Below are 24,214 nucleotides of genomic sequence, written 5' to 3'. Positions count from 1 at the left end.
CTGCGACGACCCCGGCGGGGTCGAACGCGCGCGCTTGGGGCCAGGCGTCACCGGATCACGGCAGCAACGCGATCTTCCCGCCCGGATGCCCCTCCTGCAGGAAGGTGAGCGCCTCGATCGCGTCCGCGAGCGGGTACGTGCGCGCGACGGGCACCTGCAGCCGCCCGCTGCCCGCGAGAGCCAGCAGATCGGCTCTGACGCTGTCACGATACGCAGCGCTCTCCGGCTGGCCGCCGCCGATCGCCTGGAAGCCGTCCTGGGTCGCGCGGCCCGCAGCGGCGATCGTGACGATGCGGCTGCGGTCGGCGACAAGTTCGAGCGACACGTCGACGGCCTCGTCCGTGCCGACGGTGTCGATGGCCGCCCGGATGTGACCGTGGCCGGCCTCCCGAGCCCTGTCCAGGAGTCCTGGCCCGTAGGCGATGGGCGTCCCGCCGAAGCGGCGCACCTCGGCGAACCGCGCCTCGCTCGCCGTCCCGATCACGTGCACGTCGAGTTCGGCTGCCTGCTGCAGCACGCTGACCCCGACAGCACCGGATGCGCCGTGCACGAGGATCGTCTCGCCTGCGCGCGCGCCGACGACGTGCAGCGCCTGCGACGCCGTCGATCCGGCCAGCAGCAGGTTCGCCGCCGCAGCGTCCTCCAGTCGTGCCGGCTTCGCGAACACGTCCTTGGCGGGCACGACCACCTCCGTCGCGTATCCGCCGGAGATGCGGAAGGCGACGACCGCGTCCCCGACGGCTCCGCCTCCGGAGGCGATCTCGGTATCAGGGCCGATCGCGGACAGCACCCCGGCCACCTCGTAGCCGATCGGCGCCGGCAGCTCGACGCCGGCGCGCGGGGCGGAGACGTGCTTGTAGTCGGCCGGGTTCACCCCGGCGGCGGTGACGTGGATGGTCACCTCGCCCGGTCCTGGCTCCGGGAGGTCGACCTCCTGAAACTCCCAACCGTCCAGTCCACCCCAGCGTGTCGCAACCCATCGTCGTGCCATGCGTCTATCCAATTCCCCCGACCTGTGTACCGGCTCAGGACACGCGGCCCGAATGCTGAGCACGTCGCGCCGCCCTGGTCGGCGCGAGGCGCAGCATCTGCGCTGTCGAGCTGTCGTCGAGTTCGACCAGCGTGCTGCGCGACTTGATGAAGTCGCTGAACGACCGGTAGCCGAGCGACTTCTCGCTGAACGACGGGTCCATGCGCTTCATCTGGCCCTTCACCGTTGAGCTGTGCAGCCACTCGGCGTCGTCTTTCTCGTGCCCGAGCTGCATGGCGCGGGCGAGGAGGCGGGTGGCGACGACTTGCGGGTCTTCGCCTGGCTCCTCCGCCGGTTCTTCCACGACGGGTTCCTGTGCTGCCGCTGCCTTGGTCGAGCGGCGCCGCTTCGGCGCTGCAACGGGCTCGGCGGCTGTCTCGGTGGCGGCCTCCGCTGGTGCGGCAGCGTCAGCGGTCGGCTCGGCGGCAGCATCGGCGGTCGGCTCGGCGGCGGCGGTGTCCCGTGCGGCAGTGCCCCTGGCAGCGGCGCGGGAGCGGGCCACGATCGGCGCAGCGACCTCTTCGGCGTCGTCGTCCTCCGCGCGCGCAACGCCGGGCAGGTCGTCGTATGTCACGAAGTCGTCGCACGCCGCTGCGAGCGACTTGCTCGTCGACCCAGCGACGCCGATCCCGATCACGTAGCGTCCGAGCCGCTTGCAGCGCTGGGCGAGCGCGATGTAGTCGGAGTCTCCCGCCACGATCACCACGTGGGTGAGGTCTGGCAGCCGGAACAGGTCTTCGACCGCATCCACGGCCAGCCGGATGTCCGCGCCGTTCTTGGCGTACGCGGCGGCGGGGAAGAGCTGCACGAGGTCGACGGCGCGGCCGACGAGCTGCCCGCGGTAGTCGGCGTTGACCGCGGCCGACCAGTCGGCGTATGCACGCGTGAGCACGAGCGTGCCGAACGACGATGCGAAGTCGATCACGGCCCCGATGTCCACGGTCGCCTCAGCGAGCTTCGCCGTGAAGGTCGGGTCGGTCTTGCCTGCCGCCTTCTGTCTGTCGCGCATGAACTGGCCGCGGCCGTGGACTTGGTCGTACCTCGAGATCACGATGTTGTCGAAGTCGATGTACACGGCGACGCGGCCGTCTCCGGGTTCGGTCATGGCCCAACCCTAACCGCACAACGGGGCCCCGGCGTCCTGCCGGAGCCCGCTGTGGATGGATTCACGCTGTGGAGAGATCCGCGCTGCGGATGGGCGCGGGCTCCCGGTCAGCGCGTGTGGCGGTCGGCCACGCTGAGCGCTGCGTCGATCGCGGCGAGACCGCGGCGCAGCTCGTCCTCCTCGATCACCAGCGGCGGCGCGATGTGCATCCGGTTGAAGTGCGTGAACGGCCACACTCCGGCCGCCTTGCACACGGCAGCCACCTCGGCCATCGGGGCGGCGTCGGCGCCGGCGGCGTTGAACGGCACGAGCGGCTCGCGGGTCTCGCGGTCGCGCACGAGCTCGAGCGCCCAGAACAGTCCGCGGCCGCGCACCTCGCCGAGCGATGGATGCGTGTCCAGCCACCCGGTGATCGTCGGCTCGACCACCCGCTCTCCGAGGTCGCGCACGCGCTCCAGGATGCCGTCGCGCTCGAACACCTCGAACGTCGCGACCCCCGCCGCGCAGGCCAGTGGATGCCCGGAATACGTGAGTCCGCCCTGGAACGACACATCGTCGAAGAACTCCGCGATCCTGTCCGAGATCACCACGCCGCCGAGCGGAACATAGCCGGAGTTGACCCCCTTGGCGAAGGTGATCAGGTCGGGGACGACACCGAACGCATCCACGGCGAACCACTCGCCGACGCGGCCGAAGCCGACCATGACCTCGTCGGCGATGTAGACGATGCCGTAGCGGTCGCAGAGCGCACGCACCCCGGCCAGGTACCCGGGAGGCGGCACGAGCACGCCGTTGGTCCCGACGATGGTCTCGAGGACGATCGCGGCGATCGTGGCAGCGCCCTCCAGCACGATCACGCTCTCCAGGTGCTCGAGCGCGCGCTGGGTCTCCTCCTCCTGCGTGCTCGCGTGGAAGGCGGAGCGGTACAGGTACGGGCCGAAGAAGTGGGCGACGGACGGGTCGCTCGGCTCGTTGGCCCAGCGCCGGGGGTCGCCGGTCAGGGAGATGGCCGCGCCGGTGCCGCCGTGGTACGAGCGGTACATCGACAGCACCTTGCGGCGGCCGGTGACGCGCCTGGCCATGCGCACGGCGTACTCGTTCGCATCCGCACCCCCGTTGGTGAAGAACACCCGGTTCAGGGTGCCGGGGGCGACGCGGGCGATCCGCCTGGCGAGCTCGCCGCGCACATCGTTCGCCATTGACGGCTGGATGGTCGCGAGGCGTCCAGCCTGCTCCTGGATGGCGCGCACCAGGTCGGGGTGCTGGTGGCCGAGGTTGAGGTTCACCAGCTGCGAGCTGAAGTCGAGGTACGCGTTGCCCTTGTAGTCCCAGAACGTCGAGCCTTCGCCGGCCGCGATGGGCAGCGGGTCGATCTGCGCCTGTGCGCTCCAGGAGTGGAAAACGTGGCTGCGGTCGTCGGCGCGCACCTGGGTCTCCGCGTCGCTGTCGCCGAAGGCGTGCGTGACGCCGCGCCTGTCCTGGTATCCGGTGCGAGCAGCGGTGGTGGATGCGATGGTGTCGGTCATGGTGTCCGTCCTGTCCTGCTCAGGAGTTGCCGGGGAAGGCGAGCTCGATCTTCGAGTGCACCGGGTCAGGCCAGCGCGTGGTGACGACCTTGCTGCGCGTGTAGAAGTGGAACGACTCCGGTCCGTAGATGTGCGAGTCGCCGAACAGCGAGTTCTTCCAGCCGCCGAACGAGTACGCGCCGATCGGCACGGGGATGGGGACGTTGATGCCCACCATGCCCACCTCGATGTCGAACTCGAACTGGCGGGCGGCGCCGCCGTCGCGGGTGAACAGGGCGACGCCGTTGCCGTAGACGTTGCTGTTGACGAGGTCCACGGCGTCCTCGAAGGTGTCGACCCTGACCACGGAGAGCACAGGGCCGAAGATCTCGTCGGTGTAGACGGCCATCTCCGTTCCGACGTCGTCGATCAGGCTCACACCGATGAAGAAGCCGTCCGCGTCGAACTGCTTGGCGGTGCCGTCGACCACCACGGTCGCGCCCTCTGCGGCGGCTCCCGTGACGTAGGAGGCGACCTTGTCGCGGTGCTCCCGCGTGATCAGTGGGCCCATCTCGCTCGCCGCGTCCGTGCCGTCGCCGATCACGAGCGCGCCGAGGCGGCGCTCGATCGCCGGGACCAGCCGGTCGCCGACGTCGCCGACGGCCACGAGCACGCTCACCGCCATGCAGCGCTCGCCCGCCGATCCGTATGCGGCGGACACGGCGGCGTCCGCCGCGGCCTCGATGTCGGCGTCCTCCAGGACGACCATGTGGTTCTTCGCGCCGCCGAGAGCCTGCACGCGCTTGCCGTTGGCGCTCGCCCGCTGGTAGATCGAGCGGGCGATCGGGGTGGAGCCGACGAAGCTGACCGCATCCACCTGGGGGCTGTCGAGGATGGTGTCGACGGCGACCTTGTCTCCGTGCACCACATTGAGGACGCCGGCGGGGAGACCGGCCTCGAGGAACAGTTTCGCCAGGAAGACGGACGCGCTCGGGTCCTTCTCGCTCGGCTTGAGCACGACCGTGTTGCCGCAGGCGATGGCGCTCGCGACCATCCAGAGCGGCACCATCACCGGGAAGTTGAACGGGGTGATGCAGCCGACGACGCCGACGGGCTGCTTGACGCTGTGCACGTCGATGCCGGTGGACACCTGTTCGCTGTACTCGCCCTTGAGCTGGTTGATGAGGCCGGAGGCGAACTCGACGTTCTCCAGTCCGCGGCCGATCTCGCCTGCGGCGTCGGAGAGCACCTTGCCGTGCTCGCTGGTGACGATGGCGGCGAGCTCCGCGGAGCGCTCGGTGAGGAGGTGACGCAGCTTGAACAGCACGTCGGCGCGCTTGGTCAGGCTTGTCGCGCGCCAGCCGGGCAGGGCTGCGCGCGCGGCGGCGATGGCGGCTTCGACGTCGAAGACGCTCGCGAGCACGACCTCGTGCTGCTGCGCCCCGGTCGCCGGGTTGAAGACGGGACCGGTGCGGACGGGCTCGCCGGTCTCCGTGCCGTCGATCAGGTGACGGATGAGGGCCACGGGCATTCTCCTTCGATGCGTGCCGGACGAACTGCCCGGATGAAAACAGTAGGCTTGCATCCCAATGGTTACAGAGAAGGAGGCGGGCGAGCGATGCCAGATCGTCGGGGCTTGACGGCGGGCGATACAGATCGTCCGGAGGGTGGCTCGTCCGCTGTGCTGCCGACCATCAGGGACGTCCTGCGCTTCGACGAGGTCGCCCGCGCCCTCCCGGAGGTGCTGTCGGGGGAGGACGAGCTCGACCGCCCGGTGCGCTGGGTGCACGTCTCGGAGACGGCGGAGAGCGCGCGGCTCGTCAGCGGAGGCGAGCTGCTGCTCTCCACCGGCGCCGGCTGGCCGACGGACGACGCCGGCCTGCTCGCTCTGGCCGATGGGCTGGCGGCCGGAGGCATCGCTGGTCTCGTGCTCGAACTGAGCGACAGGATGCCGGAGCCGCCCGCATCCCTGGTCGCAGGGTTCCGCGCCTCCGGGATGCCGTTCGTTGTCCTGCACAGGGAGGTGCGCTTCATCGCGATCACCGAGGCGGTGCACTCGCGCATCATTGCGGACCAGATGGTCGCGCTGCGCGCCAGGGACGAGATCCACGCCCTGTTCACGGAGCTCAGCCTGCGCGGAAGTCCTGCCGACTTCATCGTTGCGCAGGCCGCGCGGGCGCTCGCAGCGCCGGTGGTGCTCGAAGACCTCAACCACCGGGTCATCGCCGCCTCCGGCATCGACGCAGCGGAGGTCGCCATCGTCGACTGGGAGCAGCGCTCCCGGCAGGCGCACCGCGGCACGGGGGACGAGCGCTGGCTGATCACCCCTGTCGAGGCGCGCGGGATGCGCTGGGGGCACCTCATCGCGCTCTCCGGGCTCCCGCATCCCGCCGGCCGGTCGAACGTCCTCGAGCAGGCGGCGGTCGCCCTCGCGCTCAGCAGACTGGCAGACCGGGATGCGGACGAGTGGACCAGGCAGAGCCACGACAGACTCCTCGGCGCGCTCCTCGGGCGTCGGTTCGCGAGCGAGAGCGGACTGGTCGCCCGTTTCGAGGCGTCCGGCCTGCCCGTGGCCGGCCGCGTGCTGAGCGGCGCGGTGATCGGGGCGCGCCCGTCCGGTGCCGACAGTGCGGCGCTCGCTGACGCAGCGACGCGCGAGGCCCGCGATCAGGGCCTCGACGTGCTCGTGGCGCAGCATCCGGGGCGCGCCGCCGGGATGCTCGTGCTCGCGGTGTCGTCGCGCCCGGAGCGGCCGGTGACGGATGCGGCGCTGACCGCGGTGGCGCAGGCGGTCGCGCGCGCGGCCGGTGCCGGTGCCGGTGGCGCAGGCGGCGCCGTGGGCGGTGCGGCGGGAGCAGGCGGTGCTGCTGCTGCTTCCGGCGCGCCGGGTGCCGGGGGTCTCGGAGCCGCGGCGGTGACCGTCGCGCTCGGGTCGCAGGCCCCCGGCATCCCCGGTCTGCTGGCGTCGATCGCCGAGGCAGGGCAGCTCATCGCCCGCGCGGATGGCAAGCGCTCCAGGGGCACGACGATCCTGCGCGCCGAGCACCGCCCGCTCCTGCGCCTGGTCACCACGCTCGGCGCCGATCCGCGGATGCAGGAGCACAGCGAGCTGATGCTGCGGCCGCTGATCGATTACGACATCGCCAACGGCGGAGACCTGCTCGACGTGCTGCGCGCGTACGCGGCGCACCCTGGCAACCGCACGAAGGCGGCTGCGGCGAGCCACCTCTCCCGCTCGGTCTTCTACCAGCGCATCGCGCTCATCGAGGACCTGCTCGCGATGGACCTCGACGACGGCGAGACCCTCTCCGCCCTGCACGCGGCACTCCTCGCCCGCTCCGCCCGCGCCTGACCGCCCGCCCCCGGCCCCTCCCGCGCCGCCGAAGCAATCGAGGCGGGACTTATGCACGCGACACGCCGGGGGAGCGCGTGCACAAGTCCTGACTCGATCGATCAGGCGGTGGGGGAGAAGGCGGCGCGGAGTTCGGCGTGGGGGAGGGCATAGCTGGCGTGGCCGGCGCGGCCGACCGCATCCCGTGCTGCCACGAGCGCGTTGGCGACCGCCTCCTCGACGGCCTCCACCGTCGCTTCGAAGAACGCGTCGATGTGGCCCCACGGCAGAGCGGCGATGGTGTCGCGGTCGGCGTCCGTCGCCGGTCCGGCGGGCATCCTGGAGCCGAACGCCCCGGCGTTCGCCGTCGAGAACGCGAGGAAGATGTCTCCGGAGAAGTGACTCCCGGTCGTGCCCGTGCGGGCGAGACCGAGCGGAACGCGCCTGGCGATGGCTGCGAGCTGGCCGGGGAGCAGCGGAGCGTCCGTCGCGACGACCGCGATGACGGAACCAGCGCCGGCCACCGATGCCTGCTGCACGCCGTCCCGGGAGAACCAGTCCGACTCCTCCATCGGGTTCGGCGCGGCGGAGCGGCGGCCGAGCGGCACCCCGGCGAGCCGCAATTCGGAACGCTTGCCGAAGTTGGCTTGCAGGAACACGCCGACCGTGTAGCTGCTCCCGCCGTGCGCCACGACCCGGGATGCGGTGCCGGAGCCGCCCTTGAACGCGTAGCAGTTCATGCCGGTGCCACCGCCGACCGAGCCCTCCGCGATCGGGCCGCCGTGTGCCAGCATGATCGCCTCCGCCGCGTGCTCCTGGCGGACATGTGCGCCGTTGATGTCGTTGAGGTAGCCGTCCCAGGTCTCGCCGACGACGGGGAGCATCCACTGGGCCGCGACGGCAGGATGCTCCAGAGCGACCCAGTCGACGACGCCGCGATGGATTGTTCCGACCGCGTGCGAGTTGGTGATCAGAACGGGCAGGGCGAGGGAGCCGGACTCGTCGATCCAGCTGCGTCCGGTGAGCTCGCCGTTGCCATTGAGCGAGAAGGTCGCGGCGGCGCAGGCTGTGCCGACACCGTCGCGCCCACGCGGCAGGATCGCGGTGACGCCGGTCTGCACGGGGCCGTCGGAGAGTGTGACGTAGCCGACCTCGACGCCGGGGACGTCAGTGATCGCGTTCGCGGGTCCCTGGGTGCCGTCGAAGGGCACGCCGAGGTCGCGGGCTCTGGGCGTTCCGGCTGGGGCTGTCATGGCGGACAGCATACACTGAATTGAACACGTGTTCAGAAAAATGGTCGACAGACCTTTGATTCATTGACAACGGATGCGCAGTGTGCGTTTAATCCGTGTTCAACAGCATCTCGCATCCCGCCGTGCAACGACGCATCGACCAGAGGAGCACCATGTCACAGCATCAGCAGAGCGACCGCCCGGCCGCGCCGGCCCGGTCCGGTGCGCAGGGAGGCCGATCGGCGCCGTCGACCGAGAACCGCGGCGCCCTCGCTTCCGGTCGTCTAGGGGTGTGGGGCATCGTCTTCTTCGTGATCTCGGCCGCAGCACCCCTGACGGTGGTGGTGAGCGCGGGGCCGACCACGCTGCGGATGGGCGGCATCGGAGCGCCGGGCGCGATGCTGACCTGCGGGCTCATCCTGATCCTGTTCTCGATGGGTTTCACCGCGATGTCCAAGCACGTCCGCAACACCGGGGCGTTCTACATCTATGCCGCCCGCGGCCTCGGTAAACCGGCAGGGATCGGCATCGCGTTCGTGACCGTGTTCGCCTACGGCTTCCTCTGCGTCTGCTTCTACGGCTTCATCGGCTTCTTCGGTCAGTCGACCTTCAACGACCTGTTCGGCATCGACCTGCCGTGGGGCGTCTACTCGCTCGTCGCGCTGGTGATCGTCGGGCTGCTCGGCTACCGCCACATCGACGTCGGCGCGAAGGTGCTCGGTGTGCTGCTGACCCTCGAGGTCGCGATCCTGCTGGTGCTCGCCGTCGCCGTGCTCATCCAGGGCGGCCCTGAGCCCATCTCGTTCGCCTCGTTCGACCCGGCGAACGTCTTCTTCGCCGCGGGAGCTGGCAGCCTCTTCGTCGTCGGCTTCGGCGCGTATCTGGGCTTCGAGGGCACAGCCATCTACGCGGAGGAGGCCAAAGACCCGAAGCGGACGGTGCCGGCAGCCACGTACATCGCCGTCGCCTTCCTCGGGATCTTCTACGCGTTCACCTTCTGGATCCTCACGGTTGCGTTCGGGGCGCAGGGCGTGCTCGCGATGGCGCGAGGAGACGACTTCCAGGACATGGTGTTCAGCGCATCCGGGAGCTATCTGGGGGAGTGGGCGACCATCGCGATGCGCGTCCTCATCGTCACCAGCTTCTTCGCGTGTCTCCTCGCGTTCCACAACGCCTGCTCCCGCTACCTGTTCTCGCTGGGGCGCGAGGGACTGCTGCCGAGGTCGCTCGGCCGCACGCACCCGGTGACGCGGTCGCCGTATCGCGCGAGCCTGCTGCTGTCGGTCATCTGCCTGATCGCCGTGGTGGTGTGCATCCTGACGGGGGCAGACCCGTTCCTGCAGCTCGCGATCTGGACGTACGCCACCGGTGTCGCAGGGCTGGTGTTCGCTCAGGCGGTCGCCGCGGTGTCCGTCGTCGGCTTCTTCTCCCGCGACCGCAGGGGTCACAGCGTCTTCCGGGCGCTCATCGCTCCGGCGCTCGGCGCGCTCGGGCTGATCACCGGCCTCCTCCTCATCGTGTTCAACTTCGATGTGGTGACAGGGATGGAGGGCGCGGTCAACTGGATCCTGCTGCTGCCGACCCCGATCCTGTTCGTGGCGGGGATCGTGGTGGGGCTGGTCATGCGCAGACGTTCCCCGGCGCGCTACGCTGCGCTGACGAACATCGCGACGGCGGACGAGGATGCAGCAGCCGGCGTGGATGCGCAGCTGGTGACAGGAGAACGGTGACGACGACCACACGACAGGCGAAGCGACGCGAAGAGCTCGTCACCGCCACCCGCAAGGTGGCCCGCGAGCGGGGCATCGCAGCGACGAACGTGCGCGCAGTGGCGGCGGAGGCCGAGGTGAGCGCCGGGGCGGTGCTCTACTACTTCCCGTCGTTCGACGAGCTGATGTTCGCGGCGGTCGAGGGCGTGGTCGAGGAGTTCTACGAGCGCCGCCGCACCATCGCAGAGCGCCACGACGATCCCAGAGACCGCATCGTCGCCCTCGTCGAGGCCGGTGTGCCCGACGTGATCAGCGACGACCTGCGCATCGTGTACGAGTGCATCCCTCTGCTGCGCGAGCAGCCGCAGTTCAAGCCGTTGCACCGCTCGATCGTCGAGCGTCAGGTGATGCTCTACCGCACCACCATCGAAATCGGCGCCGGCCTCGGCACCTTCCGACTCGCCTCTGATGCAGCGGTCATAGCCCGCAACCTCGTCGCGCTGGAGGATGCGTACGACCTGTATCCGCTGATCGGCGTCGACCTCGACCGGGCGCAGAGCAGGCGGAACGTTCTCTCATACGCGGAGCTGGCGCTGGGGTGCGATCTGGTCGACAACGGCTGACGGCGCTCCGGCCTAGGCCAGCCACACCTTCCGCAGCGTCTCCGTCACCGTCCACACCGTCGCGTCACCGGCGGTCAGGCGCACCACGTCGCCCGGCCCGACCGCGAGCACGTCGCCGGTCGCCGGGAACGCGATGGTCGCGCGTCCGGCGATCACCACGAACAGCTCGTCGTCCTCCACGTCGGTCGACGTGCCGGGGGTCATCTCCCAGACGCCCACCTCCACGTCGCCGAACGTGCCGAGCGAGACCAGCCCGGTCGTCGGCGAGCCGGCGATCCGCTGCGCCTCGGGGACCGGCTCGTGCGCGAGCGGCGTGGCGAGCGCATCCACCCGTCCCGTGGCGGTGAGACCCGCCGTCGCGTCGCCCATCACGCGCTCGCCAAGGTCTTCGCCATCTCTTCCGTGGATGCGCCACTGCGGCGCAGCACGAACGCCACGACCGCGAGGGCGATCAGGGTGAGCACGAACATCACGGCGGACACCGCAGCGATCTCCGGCCGGAGGCCGACGCGGAGGGAGCTGAAGATGTAGACGGGCCACGGGGTCGAGCCGGGGACCTGGACGAAGCTGGAGACGATCGTGTTGTCCAGGCTGAGGGTGAACGACATCAGCGCGCCGGCCCAGATCGCCGGGCTCGCCACGGGCAGCGTGATCTGCCAGAAGCGCTTCAGCGGTGGCGCGTACAGGTCGGCGGCGGCCTCCTCGAGGGCTTCGTCCATGCCCTGCATCCTGGCGCGCACGATGAACGTCACGACAGCGACGGACAGCACGGCGTGGGCGACGACGAGGCGCACCAGGCCGTTGCTGAACACGCCGATGCCGAAGTCCGTGCCAAGACTGACGAACCAGGGGAGCATCGAGACCGCATCCACGATCTCCGGCGTGAACAGGGTGATCGTCAGCAGCAGGGTCGCCCAGAGCACCCACGACGTGCGCGCCTTGGACCGCGCGAGCGCCAGCCCGCCGAGCGTGCCGAGGATCGTCGAGAGGACCGCAGCGCCGAGCGCGGCCTCCAGCGACGTGACCACCGACGACCGGATCACCGGGTTCGCCCACGCGTTCACGTACGCGTCGAGCCCGAAGCCCTGCCAGGTGGCCAGCAGCCGCCCGGTGTTGAACGAGTACACCAGCATCACCAGGATGGGCAGGAACAGGAACGCGAACACCAGGATGCCCCACACCGTCAGCCCGATGTGCACCCCGTCGCGCCGCCGCCGCTTCCGCGGCCGGTCGCCGGACTCCCTGGTGCGGACCGCGGCCATCGCCTCTGTCGCCGTCTGCGTCGTCATGCCGCCGCTCCCTTCGTGAGGTCGACCCGTCGCGAGCGGCGGACCAGGAACCGGATGATCAGGGTCGCGCCGCCGACGACGACAACGGCCGCGGCGATGAACAGCATCAGCAGCACGGCCATCGCCGAGCCGAGCGCCCAGTTCTGCGCGGTGTTGAACTGGCTGGCCACGAGTTGGCCGACCATGTTGCCCTGCGCGCCGCCGAGCACGGACGCCGTGACGTAGTCGCCCATCAGCGGGATGAACACCAGCAGGCATCCGGATGCGATCCCGGGAGCAGCGAGCGGAAGCGTCACCTGCAGGAACGTGCGCACCCGGTTGGCTCCGAGGTCCGCGCTCGCCTCGCGCAACGGCTGGCCGGCGCGGTCCATGGCGACGTAGAGCGGCAGGATCATCAGCGGCAGGTAGTTGTAGACGACGCCGAGCTGCACCGCCGCCTGGGTGTAGAGCACGTCGAGGTTGCCGTGGATGATCCCGAGCCCCTGCAACGCGTCGGAGAGGAAGCCCTGCGGCGAGAGCACGATCTGCCAGCCGAGCGTGCGCACCAGGAAGTTGGTCCAGAACGGCACGAGCACGAGCGCCAGGGCGAGCGCGCGGTACTGCGGCCGCAGCTTCACCGCCAGCCAGTATGCGAACGGCACAGCGATCACCAGGCAGATCGCCGTGCCGAGCAGCCCGATCCGCAGGGTGTTCAGGAACGTGCCGAGGAAGGTCGCGTCCAGAGCCTCCGCGTAGCGGTCGAAGGACAGCTTGTCGTTGGCGTGCGCGGAGAACAGGTCGGGCTTGTAGCCGAAGCTGTACCAGAGCACGAGCGCCAGCGGCACGATGAAGAAGAACAGCACGAACGCCCAGGTCGGGAAGCCGGCCACGGTCGTGCCTGAGATCCGGGAGCGGAGCGGGCGGCGCTGTCGGGGCGCGCTCCCAGGGGCAGCGCGTCGGCCGTCGACGTCTTCGCCATCGAGGTGCTCGCCGCCGATGGAGGATGCGGTCGCTGTCGTCGTCATCACGAGCCTGCCTTCGCCATCATGCGGTTCACAATCGACACCAGCCGTTCGGCCGCGTCGTTGAGCTCGGCCGGGGTGAGCCGCGCGATCACCTCGTCGGAGGGGAACACCAGCTCGGGAAGGTCGAACCCCTCCTTCTTCGCCCGCTCCTTGAGGCCCTTCACGCCGGTCGAGTACCCGATGTAGTCGACCTCGCGGTAGGAGGCGTCCGGCTCCAGGATCGCGTCGATGAACGCGTACGCCGCATCCGGATGCTGAGCCCCCGTCGCGATGGCCCAGGTGTCCATCCAGAGGTTGGCGGTGGGCGTCGGATAGACGAACTTCCAGTTCTTCGGGACCGTGTCCGTCGCGAGCAGTCCCTGCCTTGCGTCGCCGTTGAACGCCTGGATGAGCGCGAAGGTGCCCTCTGGGATGCCGCTGGTGACCGCGGTCGAGTTGAACGCCTTGAGGTGCGGGGCGAGGGTGTTCACCAGGTACTGCTCAGCCGCATCCAGGTCGGCCTTCCTCGTCGTGTTCGGGTCGATGCCGTTGGCGGCGAAGTACATGCTGGTCACCTCCCACGGGTCTTCGAGCACGGCGACGTTCTTGCTCGCCTCCTTCTGGGCGGCGTCGAGGAAGTCGGCCCACGAGCTCATCGGGCGCGTGATGACGTTCGTGTCGTACGCGAACCCGGTGGTTCCCCAGTCCTTGCAGACCGTATAGACGTTGCCGCGGTCCCAGGACTGGTCGGTGTAGTGCGGGTCGAGGTTGCCGAAGTTGCGCAGGCGGGAGTGGTCGAGCTTTTGCAGCAGACCGTTCGCGGCCATCATCGGCACGTAGTTGCCTGTCGGGACGACGATGTCGTATCCACTCGTGCCGCGGGTGGCGCCGAGTTTGGCGATCATCTCTTCGTTGGAGCCGTAGCTGTCGAGCTGCACGGTCACGCCGGTCTTCTTCTGGAACGCGGAGATGTTGGCCGGGTCGTCGTAGTCGCCCCAGCTGTAGACGTTGAGCTGGCTCTCCAGCTTTCCGTCCGGAGCGATGGATGCGCCGAACGCGGTCTGCTTGCTGCACGCGCTGAGCGCCAGTCCGGCCGCCGTCACGGCGAAGCCGCTGAGCAGGGCGCGCCTGGTGATCCGTGCGGAACCCGCCTTCGGGATGAGGGCGACGACGTCGGCCGCTCGCCGGTCTCCGAGACCCGCCATCAGGCGGCCTCTGCGCCGGTGCCGGAGGCGGAAGGAGACGTGCCCGCGTCGTCGGCAGGGAACACGTGAACCTCTGTCTCCTCCCAGCCGCACCACACGTCCTGCCCGGTGCTGAGGTGGGCTGCCTGGCCGGGGGCCTGCCGCGAGAGGAGCTCGACGCCCGCCGCCGTGACGACCACGTACTGGATCACATCGCCGAGAAACGAGATCCCGGCCAGCGTGCCGCGCACGGCGTTCGTCGCCGGACGTTCGGCGACGACGGTGACCGCCTCCGCGCGCACGGCGACCCGCACGCGATCGCCTGCGTGCGCATCCTGTCGTCCGGCCGCAGAGCCGACCGGCCCGTCTGCGGCGAGCAGCACGCCGTCCTGCTGCACGGTCGCGTCGAGGAAGTTCTGCTTGCCGATGAACCCGGCCACGAAGGCGTTCGAGGGAGACAGGTACACCGACTCCGTCGATCCGACCTGCTGCACGGCGCCGCCCTGCATCACCACGATGCGGTCGCTCATCGAGAGCGCCTCCTGCTGGTCGTGAGTGACGAACACGAACGTGATGCCGAGCTGGCGCTGCAGCAGCTTCAGTTCGATCTGCATCTCCTCGCGCAGCTTGCGGTCGAGGGCTGACATCGGCTCGTCGAGCAGGAGAACGCGCGGCCGGTTGACGAGCGCGCGGGCCAGGGCGACACGCTGCTGCTGCCCGCCTGAGAGCTTCTGCGGGCTGCGGTCTGCGAACCCGCCCATCCGTGCCATGTCGAGCGCATCCCGCACCCGGCCGGCGATCTCGGCGCGCGGCACCCGCTTCTGCCGCAGGCCGTATGCGACGTTCTCTGCCACGGTCATGTGCGGGAACAGCGCGTACGACTGGAACACGGTGTTGACGGGGCGCTTGAACGGCGGCGTGTTCAGGACACTCGCCCCGCCGACCAGGATGTCGCCGGCATCCGGATGCTCGAACCCGGCGATCATCCGCAGCAGCGTCGTCTTGCCGCAGCCGGACGGCCCGAGGAGGGAGATGAACTCGCCGCTGTGCACGTCGAGGTCGATGTGATCGACCGCCGTCTGCGAGCCGAACAGTTTGGTGACGCCGCGCAACTGCACGGAGCCGTCGGTCTCGGGTGGGCTGATCGTCATTGATGTTCTCCTCGGTACTGTCGGGGGCCGTGGTGGGAGCGGGGGGAAGGGGGAGCGAGCTCGGAAGCGCGGTCAGCTATCGAAGCCCAGACCGACCGCATCCAGGGTCTTCAGGAACAGATTGCGCTTGCCGTCGTTGTGGTCGGCGCGGTCGAGCGATACGCGGGTCAGGTTGATGCCGATGGATGCGGCGGGCTCCGGAGGGAACGGGAGCGGCCTGCTCTTGACCATCGCCAGCTCTGTGCGCTCCGTGCTGCGCCCTGCGAGCAGGTCGAGCATCACCTTCGCGCCGAAGTGGGTGGCCGCGACGCCGAGCCCGGTGTATCCCGTCGCGTAGGCGACGCGGCCTCCCCTGGCGGAACCGAAGAACGCGCAGAACCGGCTGCAGGTGTCGATCGCGCCCGCCCACTTGTTGCTGAACCGCACGCCCTCCAGTTGCGGGAAGGTCGTGAAGAAGTGGCTGGCCAGCCGCTCGAAGGTCTCCGGCCGGTTCTCGTACTCCTCGCGCACGCGCCCGCCGTAGTGGTAGATCGCGTCGTAGCCGCCGAACAGGATGCGGTTGTCCGCTGAGAGCCGGTAGTAGTGGAACTGGTTGGCCGAGTCGCCGAGGCCCTGTCTGCCCGACCAGCCGATGAATGCGAGCTGCGCGTCCGTCAGCGGCTCCGTCATCAGCACGTAGTCGTACACCGGAACGGTCGCCAGCCTGTTGCGCTTGAGCAGGCTCGGGAACACGTTGGTCGCGAGCGCTGTGCGCTCCGCGCGGACGACGCCGCGGGGCGTCTCGAGCACGGTGCCGTCTCCGATGCTCTGCACCGGACTGTTCTCGAAGATCTCGACGCCGGCGTCGGCGCAGGCGCTGGCGAGCGCCCTGGCGAGCTTGGCCGGGTGCACGAGCGAGGAGTCGCGCGTGCGGAGCAGGCCGCCGAGGTACGTCGGGGAGTGCACTTCGGCGCGCACGGCGTCTGCGTCGAGGAACACCGCGTCGTCGCCGTCGACAGCCTCGCGCAGCCACTCCACCTGGTGCGGTTCGGTGGCGATGTCGATGGCGCCGTTGCGTTCGAAGTCGGCGTCGAGCCCGAGCTGCAGGATCGTGGACTCGATCTCGTCCAGGTTCTGCATCCCGAGCCGCTGGAGCTGGTCGAACTCCTGGGGGAACCGGCTGCGCCCGTTGTCCTCGCCGTGGGTGAGGCTGGCCTCGCAGAATCCGCCGTTGCGCCCGGACGCCGCCCAGCCGATGCGACGCGCTTCGAGCAGGACCACCCTCGCTGCCGGGTTCTCCTGCTTGGCGATGAGCGCCGTCCAGAGGCCGGAGTATCCGCCGCCGACCACCGCGAGATCGCAGCCGATGTCCCCGGTCAGTGTCGGGTACGCCTCTCCGGGCGCGTCCTCGGTCCAGAACACCGCCTGCCGCGTGTCCGCCAGAGCGTGCCGCACGACGGACGCGTCCGGGCGGCTTCGTTCGAATACGGTGCTGCCCACGGTGTCACGCGCCTCTCTGCCTGGTGTTTGGAACATTCTGCCTGTCCCCACCGACACAGAACGACCGATTCCGTACCGATTCCGACGAGTTTCCATCCATTTCGTCCGGCTAACCGCCGGGAACGGTGCGAAAACCGTCGTTGCACTCAGGGGAACTCGATCGACGGCTCCTCGTCGGCGCCGACCGGGAAGTGCCCGAGGAAGGTCACGCCCTGGGGGCCTGCGTCGAAGCGCGCGATCCTGCCGCCCTCCGGCTCGTAGAACAGGTCGCCCGCAATGAGCACGCGCTCCTCGCCGCCCTCGATCTGGTAGATCGCCGTCCCGGTCTCGATGCTCCCGATGACGGGGCCGTTGTGGACGTGCAGCCCGGACTCCGCGCCGGGCGCGATCGTGATGCGACGGCTCTGGATGCGACCGAACGGCCGCGGCTCCGGCAGCGTCACGTCCTGGACGACGACGCGGACGACAGGGTTCTCAGCAGACAGCTCCATGCCTCCGACACTAGCGAACAGCGCGCCTCAGAGGGGAGCGAGCAGCGCGCCGCGCAGCCGGTCGCTGAGTCCTGGCGGCACATCCACGTCGACGGCGAGGGCCTGGATCGCCCTGCTGAAGTAGTTGCGGGCGGCGGCCGCGAGAGTGATGTCGACGATCTCCCTGTCGGTGAAGCCCAGCTCGCGCAGCCGCAGGCTGTCCGCATCCGTCATCGCGTACGCGTCGCGGCCGATGCGCTCCGCGTACTCCATCATCGCCACCTCCGCCTCGCTCAGGTCTGCGTCGTGGTAGTCGCGGGCCACGCGTTCCAGCTGGTCCTCCTCGATCAGGGGAAGCGTCTTGCGGCCGTGCGCGAGCCGGCAGTGCTCGGAGTGGGTGCCCTGGGCGGCGGCGAGCGTGACCAGCTCGTAGCGGCGCATTCCGAGCTGGGAGACGAGGGCTCGAACGAGCTGCTCCCAGGCCAGGTACGCCTCAGGGTTCACGGCCATCGCTCGGGTGTGCGAAGCGACGTAGCCGAGGTCGCGCTCGTCTTTGGCGTAGATCGCGGCGACGTCGCCCTCCGCGTCCTCCGGTGCTGTCGTCGAGATGATGGACATATCGTCCTCCTTCTTCGCTTTCCGCTGAGTCGCAGGACCCCTCCCCATGGTCGCACCGCGCCGGCGTCCCCGCTAGCGTTGAGCCGTGACCGAGGATGCCAGCTACCGTGACCCCCGTCTCGCCGCCTTCTACGACCGGATGAATCCCTACGCGGCCGACACCGAGTTCTACCTGGCATTCGGCGACGAGCATCCTGGCTCCCGCATCGTGGACATCGGATGCGGCACGGGGCTGCTGACCGTCGAGCTGGCGCGCAGAGGCCACCGGATGCTCGGGGTCGACCCGGCGGACGCCATGCTCCAGATCGCCCGCGCCCGCGATGGCGGCGATCTGGTCGAGTGGCTGACGGCCGACGCGAGCGCCCTGCCCGCTGCCGACGCCGACCTGGCGATCATGACGGGCCACGTCGCCCAGGTGTTCGTCACGGACGACGCCTGGCTGGATGCGCTCACCGCGGCCCGCCGTGCGCTGAAGCCAGGCGGACTCCTCGTGTTCGAGAGCCGCGACCCGCGCGCTCGGGCATGGCTGGGCTGGGACGACGGCCGCGAGGTCATCGAGACCGACGCCGGGCAGGTGATCGCCTGGAACGAGGTCGCGGGGGAGTCCGCAGGGGTGGTCGGCCTCATCGGCCACTACGTACTGCCGGACGGCGAACACCTCACAGACGAAGGCGCGCTGCGCTTCCGCACGGAGGAGGAGCTGCGTGCATCCCTCGTCGGCGCTGGATTCGGGGTGCGCTCCGTCTACGGCGACTGGACGCGTGGCCCTGTCACCGACAGCACCACCGAGCTGATCGTGGTCGCCGAGGCCCGCCCCGTCTAGCGCGCCGCCTCTGCGACGCGGTACGCGATGATCGTGCGCAGCGTGTCGACGCCGAGCGGCGCATCCGGCGGGAAGTGCAGGGTCGCGCCGCTGAACGAGCCCTCGCCGAGCGCGCCATCCAGCGCGGCGGCGGCAGGGGGACTCATCAGCAGCAGACTGCACTCCTTCGCCGTGGCCGAGAGGCCGATCAGCCCCCTGCCGTGATAGCGGAACACCGGCACCCGGTAGCTGATGACCTGCTCGGCCTCCGGCAGGAGTTCCACGATGCGGTCGCGGACCGTGCGCAGCGCTGCCGAGAACGGCTCCCCGATCCTGTCGAGGTATTCCTCGACCGTGTCCGCTTCGACCCCACGTGCCATGCTGACCTCCCGACCGGTTGCCGCGACGCCCCCGCGCGATGTCAGTGCGCGAAGTGTCCTTCCGGCGCGATCACATCGGCCGGTTTGCGGATGAAGAAGGCACCGACCACCCCGAACAGCGAGATGATCGCCGCCGCCAGGAACGCCGCCCTGATGCCGCCGGCGGTCGCCGCGTCGATGCTGACGCCGGAACCGACCAGCGTGGCCGTGTGAACCGACATGATCGCGACGAGCAGCGCCGTTCCCGCTGCTCCTGCAACCTGCTGCACCGTGCCGACGATCGCGCTGCCGTGCGAGTACAGGTTCGGCGGCACGGCGCCGAGGCCGGCGGTGAACAGCGGTGTGAACATCAGCGCCAGGCCGATGCTCAACGTGACGTGTCCGGCGAGAACCAGATACTGCGACGTGTGCTCGGTGATGAGCGTGAACCCCCACAGCACCAGGCTGACCAGGATCGCGCCGGGCACCACCAGCACGCGCGGGCCGAACCTGTCGTAGATGCGTCCGACGAACGGCGCGATCAGCCCCATCACCAGCCCGCCGGGCAGGAGCAGCAGCCCGGTCGCGAGCGTGTCGAGGTGCAGGACGTGCTGCAGGTAGAGCGGGAGCACGATGATCACACCGAACATCGCCGCCGTGCTGATCGCCATGAGCACGATCGACACCGTGAAGATGGGAGACCGGAAGGTGCGCAGGTCGAGCAGCGCCCTGTCCTGTCGCTGCAGCAGCAGCTGACGCAGGATGAACGCGGCGAGAGCCACGACGCCGACCACGATCGACACCCACATCACCACAGGGGACGAGCCAGGGCCGGACTCAGCGGTCTGGGTGAGGCCGTAGAGCAGCCCGCCGAAACCGAACGCGGAGAGGATCACCGAGAGCACGTCGATCTTGACCTTCTGCGGCTCGGTCACGTTCTCGACGAACCTGATGCCGATGAGCAGCATGACCACGGCGATCGGCAGCACGATCAGGAAGATCCAGCGCCAGTCGAGGTAGTTGAGGATGAAGCCGGAGATGGTCGGGCCGATGGCGGGCGCGACGGAGATGACGATGGAGACGTTGCCCATCGTGCGGCCGCGCTTCGCGGGCGGCACCAGGGTCATCAGCGTCGTCATCAGCAGGGGGATCATGATCGCGGTGCCGGACGCCTGGATCACGCGGGCGACGACGAGCAGACCGAACCCGGGGGCGATCGCGGCGGACAGCGTTCCGAGCGAGAACAGGCTCATCGCGGCGATGAAGATGCTGCGCGTGCTGAACCGCTGCAGCAGGAACCCGGTGATCGGGATGACCACCGCCATCGTGAGCATGAACGCCGTGGACAGCCACTGGGCGGCGAGCGCGTCGACCCTGAGGTCGTCCATCAGCTTGGGGATGGCGACCGACATGATCGTCTCGTTGAGGATGACGACGAAGGTGGCCGACAGCAGCAGCCAGATCACCCGGTTGTTGCGCTTGGTGTGATCGGGGGCAGCGACGGTTCCGACCGGTGCGGCTTCGCCCACCCGGCTGTCGGCGGCGCGTTCGGCGGCCGCGTGGTCGTCGAAGGCGGGGTCGGCGAGCGCCTCGGGCGCAGGAGGGGTGTTCTCGGTCACGGATTCGAGCGTAGTGAAGAGCACTGACATGCCGGGTTTCGGCAGCGTTAACGTTCGCCGCGTTCACTCTGCGCGTAATCCATGCGTGCGCATCCGCGGACGCCTGGCCCAGCGCCGCAGCCTGGCTCAGCGCCGCAGCCCGGCTCAGCGCCGAAGCCCGGCCACTTCCCGCACTGCGTCGCGGACCGCAGGGGCGACGGAGGCGAGCGTCGCCGCATCCACCTCTGGTCCCCAGGAGAACCGCACGGCTGTGCGCGCCACGTCCTCGTCGTAGCCGAGGGCGAGCAGCACGTGCGACGCGTCCTCGCTTCCCGCCGCGCACGCCGACCCGCTCGACGAGACCACGCCGCGGCGCTCCAGCTCGAGCAGGATGGTCTCCCCGTTGCTGCCGGGGAACACGAACGACGCTGTGCCGGGAAGGCGGGACGACGGATGCCCGGTGAGGCGCGCATCCGGAACCTCGGCGAGCACGGCGGCGACGAACGCATCCCGCGCTGTCGTCGCGGCCAGAGCGTTGGCCGCCTGATGCTCGGTCGCCAGCCAGACGGCAGCGGCGAGCCCCACAGCACCGGCGACGTTCTCCGTCCCAGAACGGCGGCCGCGTTCCTGCCCTCCGCCGTGCAGCACGGGCTCGACGGGGATGCGCCCGCGCACGTACAGCGCGCCGATGCCCTTCGGAGCGCCGAGCTTGTGGCCGGAAATACTGAGCGCATCCACGCCGAGGCTTCCAACGTCGAGCGGCAGCCAGCCGGCCGCCTGCACGGCGTCGGTGTGGAACGGGATGCGCAGCTCGCGCGTCATGGCGGCCAGTTCGGCGATCGGCTGCACGGTGCCGACCTCGTTGTTGGCGAGCATCACGCTCGCGAGCGTCGTGTCCGGACGCAGCAGCGCGGCGAACGCGTCGACGTCCACCAGTCCGTCCCTGCCGACAGGCGCGACGTCCACGGTGAAGCCGTGCTGCCGCGCCAGGTAGTCCGCAGAGGCGAGCACGGCCTCGTGCTCGATCGGCGTCGTGACGATGTGACGGCCGCGCGGGGAGGCGATGGCGATGCCCTTGACCGCGAGGTTGTCCGCCTCCGTGCCGCCGGAGGTGAACACGACTTCGGATGCGCGGCAGCCGAGCCACGACGCCACCGTCGCGCGCGCGTCGGCCAGCGCCCGAGCAGCGGACTCGCCGACACCGTGGTGGCTGGACGGGTTGCCGAAGTCGCCGGTCAGGTACGGCCACATCGCCTCGAGCACCTCGCGACGCACCGCCGAGGTGGCCGCCGCGTCGAGGTAGATCATGGCGTCGCGACCACCACGTCGAGCCCGAGATCGAGCGCGCGGACGCTGTGCGTGAGCGCGCCGACCGAGATGACGTCGACGCCGGTCTCCGCGACGGCGCGCACCGTCGACAGGTTCACGTTGCCGCTCGCATCCACCAGTGCCCTCCCCGCCACGAGCGCGACGCCATCGCGGAGCTGCTCGACCGTGAAGTTGTCGAGCATGATCGTGTCGATCCCCGCGGCGAGGACCGGCTCGATCTGGTCGATCCTGTCCACCTCGACCTCCAGATGCGTCGTGTGCGAGAGCTGCGCGCGCACGGCGAGCAGCGCATCCGTCACCGACAGCCCTGACTGCCCGGTGAGCACGGCGAGGTGGTTGTCCTTCGCCATCACGGCGTCTGACAGCGAGAACCGGTGGTTGTGCCCGCCGCCGGAGCGCACGGCGTGACGCTCGAAGGCGCGCAGCCCCGGCGTGGTCTTCCTGGTGTCCACGATCCGCGCTTTCGTGTGGGCGACCTCGGCGACGTACGACGCCGTGAGCGTCGCGATGCCGCTCATCCGCTGCACGAAGTTGAGCGCGACCCGCTCGGCCTGCAGCACGGAACGTGCCGGCCCGGACACGGTCGCGAGGGTGTCGCCGGCCTGGAACGCTTCGCCGTCCGCGACGGCGAGGTCCACGACGATGCTCGGGTCGGTGATGGTCATGGCCGCGGCGAACACGGCGCCGCCGGAGAACGTGCCAGGCTCCCTCGCCGCCAGCCGAGCCGTTGCGGATGCCGTCTCCGGAATGAGCAGCGACGAGGTGACGTCGCCCCACGGCGCGTCCTCGACGAGCGCCGCTCGCACGACGGTCTGGATGATCTGGTCGGTCAGCATGAAACGGTCACCTCGGTGTCGATCAACAGGGCTGCGTCGGCCGCGTCTGCAGTGCGCGCAGTGTGCCGCGCCTCGGCGGCCGTGGAGGGGAAATCGGAGCGGAAATGCGCGCCGCGCGACTCCTCGCGGCCGAGCGCGGACGAGACGACGAGCCTGGCCAGGCCGAGCAGGTTGGCGTCCTCGCGCTCACGGCGCGTGCGTCCGCCTGCCGTGGATGCGCGCCACCCGGCGAGCACGCCGGCCGCGGCTTCGAGCCGTTCCCGGTCGCGGTGCACGCCTGCCGTGTCCCAGAGCAGCGTCTGGAGCTGCGCCCGGTCGACGGGGACCGCATCCACGTGCTCGCCGGGGGTGGCGGCGACGAGCGCGCCGTCCAGCCACGCCGGTGCCTCCGGCCAAGCGACCGCATTCGGCCACGCCCCGCTCTCGTCGATCGCCGCCACGGCCCTGTGCGCGAACACCAGTCCCTCCAGCAGCGAGTTCGATGCGAGCCTGTTCGCCCCGTGCGCTCCGGTGCATGCCACCTCTCCGACCGCGTACAGGCCGGGGAGCGTTGTGCGTCCGCTGGTGTCGGTGGCGACGCCGCCCATCCAGTAGTGGGCGGCCGGCGTGACGGGAACCGGCTCGCGGGACCAGTCCATCCCGGCTGCGCGGCAGGCGGCGTCGATGGTGGGGAAGCGCCTGGCCAGGAACTCCGCGCCGAGCGCGGTCGCGTCGAGCACGACGGGACGGCCGCCCTGCGCTGCCATCTCCACGGCGATGCCGCGGGCGACCACGTCGCGCGGGGCGAGCTCCGCATCGGGATGCACGTCGAGCATGAAGCGCTCGCCGCGCGCGTTGCGCAGCACGGCGCCCTCGCCGCGCACGGCCTCCGACACCAGGAACGAGCCGGGGATCGCGAGCGCGGTGGGGTGGAACTGGTAGAACTCCAGGTCGGCGACGGCCGCGCCGGCCCGCCAGGCGGCTGCGACCCCGTCCCCGGTGGTCACCGCCGGATTGGTGGTGTGCGCGTAGAGCTGGCCTGCGCCGCCGCTGGCGAGGATCACCGCGTCGGCGTCGAGCACGTCGGCCGTCCCGTCGGCCAGGAGCAGTTCGACGCCGGTGACGGCTCCGTCCGCCACGACGAGGTCGCAGAGGAACGCCTGCTCCACGATGCGCGCGCCGGAGGCGCGAACAGCGCGCACCAGCGCACGCTCGATCTCGGCGCCGGTCGCATCCCCGCCGGCGTGCAGCACGCGCGCGTTCGAGTGCGCCGCCTCCAGCCCGCGAGCCAGGTCGCCGCCGGAGCGGTCGAACGCGACTCCGAACGCGAGGAGGTCGCGGATGCGGTCTGGGCCCTCCGCACAGAGGGCGACCACCGCATCCCGCACGTTGAGGCCCGCCCCGGCGCGCAGCGTGTCGTCCACGTGCGACGCGACGCTGTCGTCAGGGAAGTAGGCCGCGGCGATCCCGCCCTGCGCGTACGCCGTGTTGCTCTCGGCGAGCTCGGCCTTCGTCACGAGCGTGACGCTGTGCGTCCTGCTCGCCTCCACGGCGGCGACGAGCCCGGCGATGCCGCTGCCGACCACCACGATCCGCGACATG

The 24,214-nt window shown here is 70.1% G+C and carries 22 protein-coding genes; 4 read left to right on the top strand and 18 right to left on the bottom strand.

Going from position 1 to position 24,214, the window contains the following annotated elements; translation table 11 throughout:
* Window positions 1-55: 55 nt before the first annotated feature.
* The 4 genes from ACIRCZ_RS06460 to ACIRCZ_RS06445 all read right to left on the bottom strand — a co-directional run bounded on the left by ACIRCZ_RS06460 (window position 56) and on the right by ACIRCZ_RS06445 (window position 5,165).
* On the bottom strand, window positions 56-991 hold the full coding sequence (locus ACIRCZ_RS06460) for an NADP-dependent oxidoreductase (RefSeq protein ID WP_402850840.1): 936 nt from the start codon (window positions 989-991) through the stop codon (window positions 56-58).
* Window positions 992-1,025: 34 nt separating this feature from the next.
* Window positions 1,026-2,135, bottom strand: a complete 1,110-nt coding sequence (locus tag ACIRCZ_RS06455; protein ID WP_402850837.1) for an NYN domain-containing protein — start codon at window positions 2,133-2,135, stop codon at window positions 1,026-1,028.
* 107 nt (window positions 2,136-2,242) lie between these two features.
* Complete coding sequence (locus ACIRCZ_RS06450; RefSeq protein ID WP_055895661.1) at window positions 2,243-3,661, bottom strand: aspartate aminotransferase family protein; 1,419 nt, start codon at window positions 3,659-3,661, stop codon at window positions 2,243-2,245.
* A gap of 19 nt (window positions 3,662-3,680) precedes the next feature.
* Window positions 3,681-5,165, bottom strand: a complete 1,485-nt coding sequence (locus tag ACIRCZ_RS06445) for a CoA-acylating methylmalonate-semialdehyde dehydrogenase (protein ID WP_402850833.1) — start codon at window positions 5,163-5,165, stop codon at window positions 3,681-3,683.
* Window positions 5,166-5,258: 93 nt separating this feature from the next.
* Between ACIRCZ_RS06445 and ACIRCZ_RS06440 the strand changes: the two genes are divergently transcribed.
* A complete protein-coding gene (locus ACIRCZ_RS06440) occupies window positions 5,259-6,992 on the top strand; it encodes a PucR family transcriptional regulator (protein ID WP_402850830.1) in 1,734 nt (577 codons plus the stop codon).
* Between the two features lie 101 nt (window positions 6,993-7,093).
* Here ACIRCZ_RS06440 and ACIRCZ_RS06435 read toward each other — a convergent pair whose 3' ends face one another.
* A complete protein-coding gene (locus ACIRCZ_RS06435; protein WP_082581483.1) occupies window positions 7,094-8,224 on the bottom strand; it encodes a P1 family peptidase in 1,131 nt (376 codons plus the stop codon).
* Between the two features lie 152 nt (window positions 8,225-8,376).
* Here ACIRCZ_RS06435 and ACIRCZ_RS06430 point away from each other — a divergent pair, with 152 nt between their 5' ends.
* Together ACIRCZ_RS06430 and ACIRCZ_RS06425 are read left to right on the top strand one after the other, a co-directional pair.
* Window positions 8,377-9,933, top strand: coding sequence for an APC family permease (locus ACIRCZ_RS06430; protein ID WP_402850826.1), 1,557 nt, complete (start codon window positions 8,377-8,379; stop codon window positions 9,931-9,933).
* A complete protein-coding gene (locus tag ACIRCZ_RS06425) occupies window positions 9,930-10,535 on the top strand; it encodes a TetR family transcriptional regulator (RefSeq protein ID WP_402850823.1) in 606 nt (201 codons plus the stop codon). Before ACIRCZ_RS06430 ends, ACIRCZ_RS06425 begins: the two co-directional genes overlap by 4 nt.
* A gap of 12 nt (window positions 10,536-10,547) precedes the next feature.
* Here the strand turns inward: ACIRCZ_RS06425 and ACIRCZ_RS06420 are convergent, their stop codons facing one another.
* From ACIRCZ_RS06420 to ACIRCZ_RS06385, 8 genes are all read right to left on the bottom strand, one after another.
* Window positions 10,548-10,904: a cupin domain-containing protein gene (locus ACIRCZ_RS06420; RefSeq protein WP_055895667.1), complete on the bottom strand. Its 357-nt coding sequence runs from the start codon at window positions 10,902-10,904 to the stop codon at window positions 10,548-10,550.
* On the bottom strand, window positions 10,904-11,824 hold the full coding sequence (locus ACIRCZ_RS06415; RefSeq protein ID WP_235500489.1) for an ABC transporter permease: 921 nt from the start codon (window positions 11,822-11,824) through the stop codon (window positions 10,904-10,906). Before ACIRCZ_RS06415 ends, ACIRCZ_RS06420 begins: the two co-directional genes overlap by 1 nt.
* On the bottom strand, window positions 11,821-12,828 hold the full coding sequence (locus ACIRCZ_RS06410; RefSeq protein WP_082581442.1) for an ABC transporter permease: 1,008 nt from the start codon (window positions 12,826-12,828) through the stop codon (window positions 11,821-11,823). The genes ACIRCZ_RS06415 and ACIRCZ_RS06410 overlap by 4 nt, the downstream gene beginning before the upstream one ends.
* Window positions 12,828-14,012, bottom strand: coding sequence for a spermidine/putrescine ABC transporter substrate-binding protein (locus tag ACIRCZ_RS06405; protein ID WP_402850817.1), 1,185 nt, complete (start codon window positions 14,010-14,012; stop codon window positions 12,828-12,830). Before ACIRCZ_RS06405 ends, ACIRCZ_RS06410 begins: the two co-directional genes overlap by 1 nt.
* Window positions 14,012-15,142: an ABC transporter ATP-binding protein gene (locus ACIRCZ_RS06400; RefSeq protein WP_402850814.1), complete on the bottom strand. Its 1,131-nt coding sequence runs from the start codon at window positions 15,140-15,142 to the stop codon at window positions 14,012-14,014. The genes ACIRCZ_RS06405 and ACIRCZ_RS06400 overlap by 1 nt, the downstream gene beginning before the upstream one ends.
* A 72-nt stretch (window positions 15,143-15,214) precedes the next feature.
* Complete coding sequence (locus ACIRCZ_RS06395; RefSeq protein ID WP_402850811.1) at window positions 15,215-16,621, bottom strand: NAD(P)/FAD-dependent oxidoreductase; 1,407 nt, start codon at window positions 16,619-16,621, stop codon at window positions 15,215-15,217.
* A 146-nt stretch (window positions 16,622-16,767) separates the two neighbouring features.
* Window positions 16,768-17,112 (bottom strand): cupin domain-containing protein, encoded by a 345-nt coding sequence (locus ACIRCZ_RS06390; protein ID WP_402850808.1) that lies wholly within the window; start codon window positions 17,110-17,112, stop codon window positions 16,768-16,770.
* Window positions 17,113-17,139: 27 nt separating this feature from the next.
* Window positions 17,140-17,709 carry a carboxymuconolactone decarboxylase family protein gene (locus ACIRCZ_RS06385; protein WP_402850805.1) on the bottom strand — a complete coding sequence of 190 codons (570 nt, stop codon included), beginning with the start codon at window positions 17,707-17,709 and terminating at the stop codon, window positions 17,140-17,142.
* A gap of 85 nt (window positions 17,710-17,794) precedes the next feature.
* On the opposite strand from ACIRCZ_RS06385, the gene ACIRCZ_RS06380 reads away from it, so the two are divergent.
* Entirely contained in the window at window positions 17,795-18,532 is a 738-nt protein-coding gene (locus tag ACIRCZ_RS06380) for a class I SAM-dependent methyltransferase (RefSeq protein WP_402850802.1), read from the top strand.
* Here the strand turns inward: ACIRCZ_RS06380 and ACIRCZ_RS06375 are convergent.
* From ACIRCZ_RS06375 to nadB, 5 genes are all read right to left on the bottom strand, one after another.
* On the bottom strand, window positions 18,529-18,891 hold the full coding sequence (locus ACIRCZ_RS06375; RefSeq protein WP_402850799.1) for an iron chaperone: 363 nt from the start codon (window positions 18,889-18,891) through the stop codon (window positions 18,529-18,531). The two genes, ACIRCZ_RS06380 and ACIRCZ_RS06375, sit on opposite strands and share 4 nt — an antisense overlap.
* A gap of 41 nt (window positions 18,892-18,932) precedes the next feature.
* Window positions 18,933-20,399, bottom strand: coding sequence for an MDR family MFS transporter (locus ACIRCZ_RS06370; protein WP_402851679.1), 1,467 nt, complete (start codon window positions 20,397-20,399; stop codon window positions 18,933-18,935).
* 234 nt (window positions 20,400-20,633) lie between these two features.
* Entirely contained in the window at window positions 20,634-21,776 is a 1,143-nt protein-coding gene (locus ACIRCZ_RS06365; RefSeq protein WP_402850796.1) for a cysteine desulfurase family protein, read from the bottom strand.
* Window positions 21,773-22,633 carry a carboxylating nicotinate-nucleotide diphosphorylase gene (nadC, locus tag ACIRCZ_RS06360; RefSeq protein ID WP_402850793.1) on the bottom strand — a complete coding sequence of 287 codons (861 nt, stop codon included), beginning with the start codon at window positions 22,631-22,633 and terminating at the stop codon, window positions 21,773-21,775. Before nadC ends, ACIRCZ_RS06365 begins: the two co-directional genes overlap by 4 nt.
* Window positions 22,627-24,213 (bottom strand): L-aspartate oxidase, encoded by a 1,587-nt coding sequence (gene nadB, locus ACIRCZ_RS06355; RefSeq protein ID WP_402850790.1) that lies wholly within the window; start codon window positions 24,211-24,213, stop codon window positions 22,627-22,629. Before nadB ends, nadC begins: the two co-directional genes overlap by 7 nt.
* Between the last annotated feature and the right edge of the window lies 1 nt (window position 24,214).

This window comes from Leifsonia sp. NPDC102414 (assembly GCF_044765685.1).
GTDB lineage: Bacteria > Actinomycetota > Actinomycetes > Actinomycetales > Microbacteriaceae > Leifsonia.
This window is presented reverse-complemented; position numbering and strand designations above follow the sequence as displayed.

What these genes read in the sequence shown, in the direction of transcription:
- ACIRCZ_RS06410 (WP_082581442.1), bottom strand. Translation starts at nt 12,828, where the DNA reads ATGACGACGACAGCGACCGCATCCTCCATCGGCGGCGAGCACCTCGAT.
- ACIRCZ_RS06400 (WP_402850814.1), bottom strand. Translation starts at nt 15,142, where the DNA reads ATGACGATCAGCCCACCCGAGACCGACGGCTCCGTGCAGTTGCGCGGC.
- ACIRCZ_RS06455 (WP_402850837.1), bottom strand. Translation starts at nt 2,135, where the DNA reads ATGACCGAACCCGGAGACGGCCGCGTCGCCGTGTACATCGACTTCGAC.
- ACIRCZ_RS06415 (WP_235500489.1), bottom strand. Translation starts at nt 11,824, where the DNA reads ATGACGACGCAGACGGCGACAGAGGCGATGGCCGCGGTCCGCACCAGG.
- ACIRCZ_RS06385 (WP_402850805.1), bottom strand. Translation starts at nt 17,709, where the DNA reads ATGTCCATCATCTCGACGACAGCACCGGAGGACGCGGAGGGCGACGTC.
- nadC (WP_402850793.1), bottom strand. Translation starts at nt 22,633, where the DNA reads ATGCTGACCGACCAGATCATCCAGACCGTCGTGCGAGCGGCGCTCGTC.
- ACIRCZ_RS06450 (WP_055895661.1), bottom strand. Translation starts at nt 3,661, where the DNA reads ATGACCGACACCATCGCATCCACCACCGCTGCTCGCACCGGATACCAG.
- nadB (WP_402850790.1), bottom strand. Translation starts at nt 24,213, where the DNA reads ATGTCGCGGATCGTGGTGGTCGGCAGCGGCATCGCCGGGCTCGTCGCC.
- ACIRCZ_RS06375 (WP_402850799.1), bottom strand. Translation starts at nt 18,891, where the DNA reads ATGGCACGTGGGGTCGAAGCGGACACGGTCGAGGAATACCTCGACAGG.
- ACIRCZ_RS06440 (WP_402850830.1), top strand. Translation starts at nt 5,259, where the DNA reads ATGCCAGATCGTCGGGGCTTGACGGCGGGCGATACAGATCGTCCGGAG.
- ACIRCZ_RS06430 (WP_402850826.1), top strand. Translation starts at nt 8,377, where the DNA reads ATGTCACAGCATCAGCAGAGCGACCGCCCGGCCGCGCCGGCCCGGTCC.
- ACIRCZ_RS06435 (WP_082581483.1), bottom strand. Translation starts at nt 8,224, where the DNA reads ATGACAGCCCCAGCCGGAACGCCCAGAGCCCGCGACCTCGGCGTGCCC.
- ACIRCZ_RS06365 (WP_402850796.1), bottom strand. Translation starts at nt 21,776, where the DNA reads ATGATCTACCTCGACGCGGCGGCCACCTCGGCGGTGCGTCGCGAGGTG.
- ACIRCZ_RS06420 (WP_055895667.1), bottom strand. Translation starts at nt 10,904, where the DNA reads ATGGGCGACGCGACGGCGGGTCTCACCGCCACGGGACGGGTGGATGCG.
- ACIRCZ_RS06405 (WP_402850817.1), bottom strand. Translation starts at nt 14,012, where the DNA reads ATGGCGGGTCTCGGAGACCGGCGAGCGGCCGACGTCGTCGCCCTCATC.
- ACIRCZ_RS06390 (WP_402850808.1), bottom strand. Translation starts at nt 17,112, where the DNA reads ATGGAGCTGTCTGCTGAGAACCCTGTCGTCCGCGTCGTCGTCCAGGAC.
- ACIRCZ_RS06460 (WP_402850840.1), bottom strand. Translation starts at nt 991, where the DNA reads ATGGCACGACGATGGGTTGCGACACGCTGGGGTGGACTGGACGGTTGG.